We start from the raw sequence: 11,148 nt of genomic DNA, 5'->3' as shown, positions 1-11,148 counted from the left end.
CTCACGAAACTCAGCCGTGAACACCCGACGCTTCTCCGCCATGACTCTCAACTTCCCCTGCAGTCACGGACTCCACGCTACGAGGGGAGACTCACGGCAAGGCGGGCAAGCCCCTGTCCGACCAGAGCACGAACAACGCCCTGGCCCGCGCCAGGGAGCTGGAGCTTGTCTCGCCCCGATCGGGGGCCGCTTGCCTTGTCCTCCCCTCTCACGTCTTCCAGAAAAGGAAGGGCGCACCCGTGCCGTGCCGCCTGCACCTCGATCGCTGACTACGTCTCTCGCGTGTAGCCAGCACACGCCTGACGTGTACCGAGACGGCATCTCACCTGCGGAAACGTTCGCGTCTTCTCTTGTCTTTTTGGCCTCACAGCTTTTGGCCTCACAGCGCGGCCCCGTAGGGGGCCGACAGAAGGAAGCCAGGTACGTACTTACACGTCAGCGGCAAGGAGAAGTGGGGCGCGGTAGCGCCCCCAGTCGCAACGGCACCGGCGAAGAGAACCAAGCGGCAGGCGCGGCCTCCGGCCGCACAACCGGAAGGTGCCCGACGCGATACCGGGCGCAGCGATCCGACTGGGCTACGCCCGTTGCTCAACCGTTGGACAGGAACTTCAGTCCCAGTTGGACATGCTTGCCCGTGCCGACTGCACCCGCATCTTCTCGGAGAAGATCAGCACCCGTGTGAAGGAGCGGCGAACGGGGCGGGTGCCATCGTGTTCGCCGTGCTCGCCGTCAGTGCAGAGGTGGAGCGGGAAGGCATCCGGGAGAAGACGTTGGAACAGGGCGAACCGATGGTCCCCTTCCCGGATCACCTGGGACCGTTGAGCCCGAGCCTTCACGGCGTCGGCCACGTCGTCCGGGGTCCCCTGGAACGCCGTGATGGACCGTAGAAGCCCTGTCGCGTAGCCGGGGGTCTTGGAGCATCCCCGGCATGGCGTTCGAGGCGTACACACGAAAGGAGCGGGTCCGCTGGTACAGCGGGACAGTCTGCTCATGAACGCGCCGCATCCCGTCACGGTGGATCTGCCGCCACTCGACGTACATCGACTCAGCGTTTCGGGACGCGGCGATCAAATCGGCCGCGTGATCGTCCGCCCCGCAGGCAGCGCACCAGGCACGGATGTCAGCGTCCGAGGCAGGCGTCTTGCCCCGCGCGATCCGGGACGACTTCGACTTGTGCCAGCCGCACCGAGCGGCCAGCTCATGCCCTGTCAGGCCAGCGTCATGCATGAGGCCCTGCAAACGGGCAGCCACAGCGGCTCGCGCCGCTTGGGCGCTGGAGAGTGGAGAGGAAGGCATGAGCTGACCGGTCAGGAATCAGACGGCGTACTTCTCGTGCGGGATGGCTCGCTCCCACACCGCTTCGAACGCCGACGCGCACAGTTCAACTTCGGCAGGGTCTTCCGTCTGGTCAGTGTGGACCCACCGGCCGACGCCGTCGAAGACGTTGAACTGGACAAGGCGGCCGTCGAACAACCAGAAGTCGTTGCCCGGCAGGGCAAGGTCCGAGGCGTTGCGGCGGGGCAGCCAACGGATCTGCTCACCGGCCGCCACGTTCGTGAAGGTGCCCGAGTGCTCGAAGGCGATGTCATCGCTGACCGGCTCCGAGACGATGCGGGCCCGTCGGATGACAACGCCCTTGGCCGTGACCTCCTGGACGAGGTCGAGCCAGGAACGCCACCACGAATCCCGATCCGCCGGGTCAAGCCGGCGCCCTTGCTTCCATGCGGCGAAGCCTTCGATCTCGTTCTCGACGCCGTACGTGTCGCGCATCTCAAGATGCACGGCTGACTCCTGCACCGACCTGATGAGGTCAGAGAAGTCAGTCAGACTCTGCGACACGGAGCGCCTCCCTGAGAAGCGGGATCATCCGCTTCGGAACCCTGATCACCGACTCATGCCCGGGGATCGGCACATCCCGCGAGCTCTCGCCCGTGGTCCGCTCGTCTGCCGTCCATCCCTGGATCACAAGATCCTTCGACTCCTGGTCCACCCACACAGCGGGTGATCCGTGATCTCCGGACTCGGGATCTTTACCGACGAACCGTAAGGCCATGGTGTCCCTCCCTGTCGAGCGTGTTGCGCCTGGTTGCACGACCTTCACCCTGTCGGAACCTGCGGGTCAAGAGGGCGTGTTCACCCCGATCCGACCCGATGCTGTTCATCGGCGCCACGCAGAAGGCGCCCGGACCCTTACGGCCCGGACGCCTCTTGTCAGCTACACCCACTCGACCGCCGAGACGATGCCCGGATCTTGCCGAGGAGCAGGGAGCGGCGTGCGCCGCACAGGGCGAGGAGCCTGCTCACGCTCCTTCGTCCCGAGATCTCGAAGGATCGTGGAACGCTCCGCCTCGCTCATGCCAGCGAGCGTCTCAGCCATCCTCTGGACGGCATCGCCGCTGGTCACAGCTACTTGTTCACCGTGAGCGGGAGCAGCTTCTTACCCGTCGGTCCTACTTGTGGCCATGTGTCGAACTGAGGACAGACGCCGCAGTCGAAGCACGGGGTCCAGCGGCAGTCCTCGACCTCGGTCTCGTCGAGGGCGTCCTGCCAGTCCTCCCAGAGCCAGTCCTTGTCGAGACCGGAGTCCAGGTGGTCCCAGGGCAGGACCTCTTCGTAGGTGCGCTCGCGGGTCGTGTACCAGGCCACGTCCACGCCGTGGGCGGGCAGGGTCTTCTCGGCCGCCTCCATCCAGCGGTCGTAGCTGAAGTGCTCGCGCCAGCCGTCGAAGCGGCCGCCCGACTCGTAGACGGCGCGGATGACATCGCCGACGCGGCGGTCGCCGCGCGAGAGCAGGCCCTCGACGACGCCGGGCTTGCCGTCGTGGTAGCGGAAGCCGATGGAACGGCCGTACTTCTTGTCCGCGCGGAGCTTGTCGCGGAGCTTGCCCAGGCGGGCGTCCGTCTCCTCGGCCGACAGCTGCGGCGCCCACTGGAACGGGGTGTGCGGCTTGGGCACGAACCCGCCGATGGACACCGTGCAGCGGATGTCGTTCTGGCCGGAGACCTCGCGTCCCTTGGCGATGACGTTGACCGCCATGTCGCCGATCTGCAGGACGTCCTCGTCGGTCTCGGTCGGCAGGCCGACCATGAAGTACAGCTTCACCTGGCGCCAGCCGTTGCCGTACGCCGTGGAGACGGTCCGGATCAGGTCCTCTTCCGAGACCATCTTGTTGATGACCTTGCGCATGCGCTCGGAGCCGCCCTCGGGGGCGAAGGTCAGGCCGGAGCGGCGCCCGTTGCGGGTCAGCTCGTTGGCCAGGTCCACGTTGAACGCGTCCACACGGGTCGACGGCAGGGACAGGCCCACCTTGTCGTCCGTGTAGCGGTCGGCGAGGCCCTTGGCGATGTCGGCGATCTCCGTGTGGTCCGCGGAGGACAGCGACAGCAGGCCGACCTCCTCGAAGCCCGTGGCCTTCAGCCCGCGCTCCACCATCTCGCCGATGCCGGTGATGCTTCGCTCCCGAACGGGGCGCGTGATCATGCCGGCCTGGCAGAAGCGGCAGCCGCGGGTGCAGCCGCGGAAGATTTCCACGGACATGCGCTCGTGGACGGTCTCGGCGAGCGGGACCAGGGGCTGCTTGGGGTAGGGCCACTCGTCGAGGTCCATGACCGTGTGCTTGGACACGCGCCACGGCACGCCGGAGCGGTTGGGCACGACACGGCCGATGCGGCCGTCCGGCAGGTACTCGACGTCGTAGAAGCCCGGCACGTAGACGTTGCCGGTCTTCGCCAGGCGCAGCAGCACTTCTTCGCGCCCGCCCGGCCGCCCGTCGGCCTTCCAGGTGCGGATGATCTCGGTCATGTCGAGGACGGCCTGCTCGCCGTCGCCGATGACCGCGCAGTCGATGAACTCCGCGATCGGCTCGGGGTTGAAGGCCGCGTGGCCGCCCGCGAGGACGATCGGGTGGTCGACGGTGCGGTTGCGGGCCTCCAGCGGGATGCCCGCGAGGTCCAGGGCCGTGAGCATGTTGGTGTAGCCCAGCTCCGTGGAGAAGGACAGGCCGAACACGTCGAAGGCGGAGACCGGGCGGTGGCTGTCCACGGTGAACTGCGGCACCTTGTGCTCGCGCATCAGCTCTTCGAGGTCCGGCCACACGCTGTAGGTGCGCTCGGCGAGGACGCCCTCGCGTTCGTTGAGCACCTCGTAAAGGATCATGACGCCCTGGTTGGGCAGCCCGACTTCGTACGCGTCCGGGTACATGAGCGCCCAGCGGACGTCGCAGCTCTCCCACTCCTTGACCGTGGAGTTGAGTTCACCGCCGACGTACTGGATGGGCTTCTGCACATGCGGAAGCAGGGCCTCAAGCTGAGGGAAGACCGACTCGGTCATCACGCGACTTTCGTGAAGCGGGCAGGGGGCAGCTCTCAAGCCTACCCGGAGGCCCGGCCGCCCCCACCCACATGATCATTACAGTGGGGACCGCAGCGCGGGGTCCGCGGCCTTCGCCCACGTGTCCGGAAGTTCCCGTTCGCGCCGCTCGGCCAGGGACTCCTCGCGGGCGTAGAGCACGCCCCAGGTGAAGGCGGACTCCCCCGCGCCCGTCGCCTGGACCGCGAGGCCGCGCAGGGCCTCGCGGGCCACCACGCTGTCCTGGTGGTCACCGAGCAGGTTCTGTACCGACTTGCCCGCCTTGGCCAGGTGCTTCGCCGGCCCGCCGAGGACGGGCTCGGCCGATTCGGCCGCGTAGCGCAGGCGCTTGGCCGCCTTGCGGGCCTCGTGCAGGGCCAGGTCCCGCTCGTGGCCCTCGTCGAGGGAGAGCGCGCTCCCGATCCGGCCGGCGAGGCGCTCGTAGTCGCGGAGCACCGCCTTCGGCAGGAGCGACTCCGGGGGCCGGGCCGCGGCCCCCTTCAGGGGCGGCGCCTCCAGCAGGGCGTCGAGGGAGTCGAGCAGGGCCACGTAGCGGGCGCTGTCCAGCACGGCGAGCGCCCTGCGGCGCGATCCGGAACGCCGGGCGGTGTTCCACACGCGCAGCCTGCTGCGGACCGGACCGATCAGGAGGGTGCGCGGCAGTTCGCCGAGGCGGGTCTGGATCCGCTCCAGCAGGACCTCCTGGTCGCGGTCGACGCCCAGTTCGGCGGCGAGCCAGCGCAGCTCCTCCCCGATCGGGTCGGTGGCAGCCCGGTCGATCACCTTGCGGTAGGTCTTGAAGGCGCTGCGCAGCCGGCGGCTCGCGACCCGCATCTGGTGGACGGAGTCCGGCAGGCCGCGGCGTACGGCCGGATCCTGGGCGACGAGGGCGTCACGCTGTTCGCGCAGGTACGCCAGCACGTGCGCGCCCGTCGTGCCCTCGGGGCCGCCGGCCTCGGGCCGGGCCGGCGGCTCGGCGTCGGTCTCGGCGAGGGCCCGGGCGAGCTTCGAGGGGGCGGCGGAGACCCGGAGCCCGGCCTTGCGGAAGGTCTTCTCGACTGCGTCGAGCAGCTCGGGGTCGACCCCGTCGGCCAGTTCCACCTCGACCTCGGTCCAGGCGGCGGTGCTCTCGCCCCGCTCGGCCAGCACCTCGTCGGTGCTCAGTTCCGCGAGCAGGGCTCCCTCGGCGTCGAGCAGGTGGCTGAGCCGGCGCGAGGAGACCAGCCTGACCTGCGGGCGCAGTCCCGCGCCGCGGACCCGGGAGCGGACGAGGGCGGCGAGGGCGGGTGGGACCGTGTCGCTGAGCGAGGCCCCGATCTCGTCGCGCACTCCCGGGGAGACGGGCAGTTTGAGGTGCCAGCCCTCGTCCGCGCCGCCCGTTCTGCGCCGGAGGGTGAGACCGTCGGCGGCGAGCCGTTGATCGGGGGTGTCGTAGTACACGGCGTCGAGGTCGACGGTGCCCTGGTCGGAGACGGCCGCGATGGCCGCCGTGCCCGTCAGGTCCGGCACCCCGCGCCGGGCAGATTTGGCCTTGGAGAACTCGAATTTCCGCTCGATTTCGCGCTTGGTGTCCGCCATAGACCGAACTTAGTCCTGAACGGATCACGTCGGCAGGGCGAACAGCACATCAGGCCGACAATGGCCGTTGCACCTTGATCGACTGGAGTAGGCCGATCGCCACCCACACCGCGAACATCGACGATCCTCCGTACGAGACGAACGGCAGCGGCAGACCGGCCACCGGCATGATCCCGAGGGTCATCCCGATGTTCTCGAAGGACTGGAAGGCGAACCAGGCGATGATCCCGGCGCACACGATCGTCCCGTACAGCTCGGTGGTCTCCCGGGCGATCACGCAGGCGCGCCACAGGATGATGCCGAGCAGCGCCAGGATCAGCCCGGCCCCGACGAAGCCCAGTTCCTCGCCCGCCACGGTGAACACGAAGTCGGTCTGCTGCTCCGGCACGAACTGGCCGGTGGTCTGCGAGCCGTGGAAGAGCCCGGATCCGGTCAGCCCGCCGGAGCCGATCGCGATACGGGCCTGGTTGGTGTTGTAGCCGACGCCGGCCGGGTCGAGCTCGGGGTTGGCGAAGGCCGCGAAGCGGTTGATCTGGTACTCGTCGAGGACGCCGAGCTGCCAGATCAGGATGGCGCCGCTGGCGCCCGCACCGATCAGGCCCACCACCCAGCGGTTGGAGGCGCCGGAGGCCAGCAGCACGCCGAGCACGATGACGATCATGACCATGACGGAGCCGAGGTCGGGCATCAGCATGACGATGCCCATCGGGGCGGCCGCCAGACACAGGGCCTTGACGACCGTGCGGTGGTCCGGGTGGGCCAGATCGCCCGCGTCCACCCGGGTGGCCAGCAGCATCGCCATCACCAGGATGATCGTGATCTTCACGAACTCCGACGGCTGGAGGGAGAATCCGCCGCCGATGACGATCCACGCGTGGGCGCCGTTGATGGTGGCGCCGAGCGGGGTCAGCACGGCCAGGATCAGCACGAGGGAGAGTCCGTAGAGGATCGGCACCGCACCGCGCAGGGTGCGGTGACCGAGCCAGATGGTGCCGATCATCAGGACCAGGCCGATCCCGGTGTTCAGGGCGTGCCGGGCCAGGAAGTAGTACGGGTCCCCCTGGTTCAGCGAGGTCCTGTTGCGGGTCGCCGACCACACGAGCAGGGCGCCGATGAAGGAGAGGGCGAGAGCGGAGAGGAGTATCGGCCAGTCGAGCCGGCGCACCACCGAGTCGCGGGCGGTGAGCTTGGCCATCGCCCCGCGCTCGGGCGCGTACCGGGAGACGGAGAACTTGTTGGCGGTCTGCATGTCTTCCCTTAGTCCTGGCGTGCCGCGGGCGGTGCGGGCGGGCCGGCGAGCGCCGGCGGCTCCAGCTCCTCCGGGGACGGCGGCACGTACGGCCGGATCTCCGGGGAAACGATGGAGCCGTCCGGCGAGATCCGGGGCAGCCCGGCCTCGGGCTGCAGGAGCAGGGCCTTCTTCGGGTCCTGCTTGCCGGACATGGTGAGGCCGTAGATGGCGTTGTAGACGTTGCGCACGGCGGGGCCGGAGGCGCCGGAGCCGGTACCGCCCTGGGAGATCGTCATCACGATCGTGTAGTCCTTGGTGTACGTGGCGAACCACGAGGTGGTCTGCTTGCCGTAGACCTCGGCCGTACCGGTCTTGGCGTGCATGGGGATCTGCTTCTGGGGCCAGCCGCCGAAGCGCCAGGCGGCGGTGCCGCGGGTGGCGACGCCCTCCAGGGCGCCCTCCATCTTGCGGCGGGTCTCCTCGCTCATCGGCAGCCGGCCGTGGGCCTGCGGCTTGATCTCCTCGGTCTTCTTGCCGTCGGCGCTGATGACGGCCTTGCCGATGGTCGGGTTCCACAGGGTGCCGCCGTTGGAGATGGCCGCGTAGATGGTGGCCATCTGGATCGGGGTGACGAGGGTGTCGCCCTGCCCGATGGAATAGTTGACGGCGTCACCGGCGCGCATGAGGTTGCCTTCGAGGCAGTTCTCGTAGGACAGCAGCTCGACGTACGTGCCGCCCTTCTTGCCGGTCTTGCACCACATGTCCTTGTTGACCTCCCAGAACCGCTGCTTCCACTCGCGGTCGGGGACCCGGCCCTTCTCCTCGCCCGGCAGGTCGATGTGGGTCTCGGCCCCGAGGCCGAACTGGTGGGCGGTCTTGTAGAAGACCTGCGCCGGGTGCTTCTTCGGCTTGAGGCCGCCGTCCTTGATCCATTCCTTGTGGCCCAGCGCGTAGAAGACGGTGTCGCAGGAGACTTCCAGCGCCCGGCCGAGGGTGATCGAGCCGTGGCCCTGGGACTCGAAGTTCTTGAAGACCTGGCCGCCGATGGAGTACGAGCTCGGGCAGGGGTACTCGCCGTCGAACTTGTAGCCCGCGTTGACCGCGGCCGCCGTCGGGATGACCTTGAAGATGGAGCCCGGGGCCGCCTGCCCCTGGATCGCCCGGTTCATCAGCGGGACGTTGGACTCCTTGGCGGTGAGCTTGGCGTAGTCCTTGCCGGAGATCCCGCCGACCCAGACATTGGGGTCGAAGGTCGGGGCGGAGGCCATGGCCACCACGCGGCCGGTCCTGGACTCCAGGACCACGATGGCGCCCGCGTCGGCCTTGTAGGGGACGCCGGTGTTGCGGTCGATCTGCTTGCGCGCCTCGACCATCGCCGCGTTCAGCTCGTACTCGGCGACGCCCTGGACGCGGGCGTCGAGGCTGGTCACCAGGTGGGCGCCGGGGACCGCCGGGTCGTTCCTGGCCTCGCCCATGACGCGGCCCAGGTTGTCGACCTCGTAGCGGGTCACGCCCGACTTGCCGCGCAGTTCCTTGTCGTAGGTGCGCTCCAGGCCGAAGCGGCCGACCTGGTCCGAGCGCAGGAAGGGCGAGTTGGTGTCCTTCGCCTTGATGATCTCTTCGTCGGTGACCGGGCCGAGGTAGCCGAGCACCTGGCCGGTGTTCGCGCCGCCGGGCCCCGGGTAGCGGCGGACGGCCGTGGGCTCCGCGGTGATGCCCGGGAAGTCCTCGGGCCGCTCGCGGATCTGCAGGGCCTGCTGGGTGGTGGCCTCGTCGGTGACCGGGATGGGCTGGTACGGGGAACCGTTCCAGCAGGGCTGCGGGGTCTGGGAGTCGCAGAGCCGGACCTTGTCCATGGTGTCCTGCGGCTTCATGTCGAGGACGGCGGCGAGCCGGGCCAGGACGGACTTGCCCCTGTCCTTCATCTTCATGAGCTCGGTGCGGCTGGCCGAGACGACGAGACGGGTCTCGTTGTCGGCCATCGGGACACCGCGGGCGTCGAGGATCGAGCCGCGCACGGCGGGCTGGACGACCTGCTGGACGTGGTTGCTCTTCGCCTCGTGGTAGTACTCGTCGCCGTTGCGGATCTGGAGGTACCAGAGCCGTCCGCCGAGGGTGAGCAGCATCGAGAAGACGAGCACCTGGATCATGACGAGCCTGATCTGCACCCGGGAGGTGCGGCCGGTCTCCGGAACGTTGGTCACGACTGCTCCTCCCTCACAGCTTTTTGACGCTCTTCACACCCTTGACCGCCTTGACCCCCTTTATGCGGACGGCCTTGTTGGCGCGGGAGCGGGCGGTCTTCAGGCGCAGGCCGCCGCGCTGGCTGCCGATGCGCAGGCCCGTACCGCCGGCCAGCCAGCCGGCGGAGACGTCGGCGGCCTTGTTGGTGGGGCCGCCGCCGGCCTCGACGGCCATCGGGTCGTTCTCGGCGCGCCGGGCCAGGGCCATGATGAACGGCACGGTGAACGGCGCGAGCAGCAGGTCGTAGAGGGTCGCGGTGAACAGCAGCCCGGTCAGGCCCACGTGACGGGCCGCGGTGTCGCCGACGAGGGCGCCCACTCCCGCGTAGAGCAGGGTGGAGCCCATCGCGGCGGCGACGACGGTGAGCATCGGGCCCCAGGCGGAACGGAACCGGCCGCCGTCGGGGCGGACCAGACCGGCGACGTAGCCGATGACGCACAGGACGAGCGCGTAGCGTCCGGCGGCGTGGTCGGCGGGCGGGGCCAGGTCGGCGAGGAGACCGGCGGCGAACCCGATGAGGGCGCCGCTGACGTGCCCGTACACGAGCGCGAGCGAGACGACGGTGAGCAGCAGCAGGTCGGGCACCGCGCCGGGCAGTTGGAGTCGGCCCAGGACGGTGACCTGAACGACGAGGGCGACCACGATCAGGGACGCCGAGAGCAGGATCCTGTTGAAGCGCATGGGCTATCTGTCCCTACTCGTCGACCGGCTTGCCGGGCACGCTGGCGGACCCGGACGGGGTGACCGTGACGGTGACCGTCGGGGTGGGCTTGGGGGCCTCGGGCTTGGGCGGCAGGACCGCGTCACGCGGGTCCTCGCGCGGCGGCATCACCACGACGCCGACGATGTCCAGGCGCGAGAATCCGACGAACGGACGCACCCAGACGGTGCGGGTCAGGTCGCCGCGCGAGGGGTCGACCTTGACCACCTCGCCGATCGGCACCCCGGGCACGAAGGGCTTGTTGCCGCGCGAGCCGAAGGTGACGAGCCGGTCGCCGGGGCTTACCTTGGCCTTGCCGTTGAGCATCTGGACGGAGAGGGCGCGGTCGCCCTGACCGGTGGCGAAGCCCAGTTCACCGGTCTTCTCCAGGCGGGTGCCGACGGTGAAGTCGGGATCGTTGGCGAGGACGACCGTGGCGGTGTCGGGGCCGACCGTGCTGACCCGGCCGACGAGCCCGTCGCCGTTGAGGACGGTCATGTCCCGCTCGATGCCGTCCTTGCTGCCGGCGTCGATGGTGACGGTCCAGGAGAAGCCCTGGGCCGCTCCTATCGCGATGACCTCGGCGCCCTTGATGCCGTACTGCCCGGCGCCGGCCCGCTTGAGCATCTCGTCGAGCTCGTGGATGCGGCTGCGGGTCTGGTCCTCGCTGCCCAGTTTGGCCTTCAGCGCCGCGTTCTCGCGCTCCAGCGTGGCGATCCGGTTGTGGCGCTCGCCGGAGTCCCGTACCGCCCCTATGGCGTTGGCGACCGGATCGACCGCGGTCGCCACACCTTCCTCGACCGGACCGAAGACCGCTGCGGCGGCCTGCCGGGCACCGTCGACCGGCGACTCCTCGCCTGCCCTGATGTCCACCGTGATCAACGCGAACGCGATGGCGATCAGAAGCACCAGGAGCAGCCGGCTTTCTCGTGTGTCCCTCACGTGCGGCGGCCGTGCCTTCCTCGTCGGAATTCTCTTTGCCTGTATATCAACGATCCGCCGCACGGGCCCGGTAGCACCCGTACGGCGGATCCTTGTGTTCCGCATG

General features: G+C 69.1%; 8 protein-coding genes and 1 pseudogene. 1 reads left to right on the top strand and 8 read right to left on the bottom strand.

The window, feature by feature from the left end; genetic code table 11:
- Positions 1-624 precede the first annotated feature (624 nt).
- Positions 625-822: a hypothetical protein gene (locus ACIQZO_RS12650; RefSeq protein WP_403624283.1), complete on the top strand. Its 198-nt coding sequence runs from the start codon at positions 625-627 to the stop codon at positions 820-822.
- On the opposite strand, the pseudogene ACIQZO_RS12645 reads toward ACIQZO_RS12650, so the two are convergent.
- The 8 genes and pseudogenes from ACIQZO_RS12645 to mreC all read right to left on the bottom strand — a co-directional run.
- A pseudogene (locus ACIQZO_RS12645) lies at positions 777-1,296 on the bottom strand (Scr1 family TA system antitoxin-like transcriptional regulator); the annotation flags it as partial. The gene ACIQZO_RS12650 and the pseudogene ACIQZO_RS12645 sit on opposite strands and share 46 nt — an antisense overlap.
- 18 nt (positions 1,297-1,314) lie before the next feature.
- Complete coding sequence (locus tag ACIQZO_RS12640) at positions 1,315-1,839, bottom strand: DUF6879 family protein (protein ID WP_403624234.1); 525 nt, start codon at positions 1,837-1,839, stop codon at positions 1,315-1,317.
- Between the two features lie 567 nt (positions 1,840-2,406).
- The gene (locus tag ACIQZO_RS12635) at positions 2,407-4,332 is read right to left on the bottom strand and encodes a TIGR03960 family B12-binding radical SAM protein (RefSeq protein ID WP_403624231.1); all 1,926 of its coding nucleotides are present in this window, start codon (positions 4,330-4,332) and stop codon (positions 2,407-2,409) included.
- A 75-nt stretch (positions 4,333-4,407) separates the two neighbouring features.
- Positions 4,408-5,925, bottom strand: a complete 1,518-nt coding sequence (locus ACIQZO_RS12630; protein ID WP_403624228.1) for a CHAD domain-containing protein — start codon at positions 5,923-5,925, stop codon at positions 4,408-4,410.
- A 49-nt stretch (positions 5,926-5,974) separates the two neighbouring features.
- Positions 5,975-7,174 carry a rod shape-determining protein RodA gene (gene rodA / locus ACIQZO_RS12625; protein ID WP_403624225.1) on the bottom strand — a complete coding sequence of 400 codons (1,200 nt, stop codon included), beginning with the start codon at positions 7,172-7,174 and terminating at the stop codon, positions 5,975-5,977.
- A gap of 8 nt (positions 7,175-7,182) precedes the next feature.
- Positions 7,183-9,360 carry a penicillin-binding protein 2 gene (gene mrdA, locus ACIQZO_RS12620; protein WP_403624222.1) on the bottom strand — a complete coding sequence of 726 codons (2,178 nt, stop codon included), beginning with the start codon at positions 9,358-9,360 and terminating at the stop codon, positions 7,183-7,185.
- A gap of 13 nt (positions 9,361-9,373) precedes the next feature.
- A complete protein-coding gene (mreD, locus tag ACIQZO_RS12615; protein WP_403624219.1) occupies positions 9,374-10,081 on the bottom strand; it encodes a rod shape-determining protein MreD in 708 nt (235 codons plus the stop codon).
- Positions 10,082-10,094: 13 nt separating this feature from the next.
- The gene (mreC, locus tag ACIQZO_RS12610) at positions 10,095-11,042 is read right to left on the bottom strand and encodes a rod shape-determining protein MreC (protein ID WP_403624216.1); all 948 of its coding nucleotides are present in this window, start codon (positions 11,040-11,042) and stop codon (positions 10,095-10,097) included.
- Between the last annotated feature and the right edge of the window lie 106 nt (positions 11,043-11,148).

It is taken from the genome of Streptomyces sp. NPDC097617 (genome assembly GCF_044761485.1).
Lineage (GTDB): Bacteria > Actinomycetota > Actinomycetes > Streptomycetales > Streptomycetaceae > Streptomyces.
The sequence above is the reverse complement of the archived record's forward strand: the minus strand, read 5'-3'. Positions and strand labels throughout refer to the sequence as shown.

What these genes read in the sequence shown, in the direction of transcription:
- mreD (WP_403624219.1), bottom strand. Translation starts at nt 10,081, where the DNA reads ATGCGCTTCAACAGGATCCTGCTCTCGGCGTCCCTGATCGTGGTCGCC.
- ACIQZO_RS12630 (WP_403624228.1), bottom strand. Translation starts at nt 5,925, where the DNA reads ATGGCGGACACCAAGCGCGAAATCGAGCGGAAATTCGAGTTCTCCAAG.
- rodA (WP_403624225.1), bottom strand. Translation starts at nt 7,174, where the DNA reads ATGCAGACCGCCAACAAGTTCTCCGTCTCCCGGTACGCGCCCGAGCGC.
- ACIQZO_RS12650 (WP_403624283.1), top strand. Translation starts at nt 625, where the DNA reads ATGCTTGCCCGTGCCGACTGCACCCGCATCTTCTCGGAGAAGATCAGC.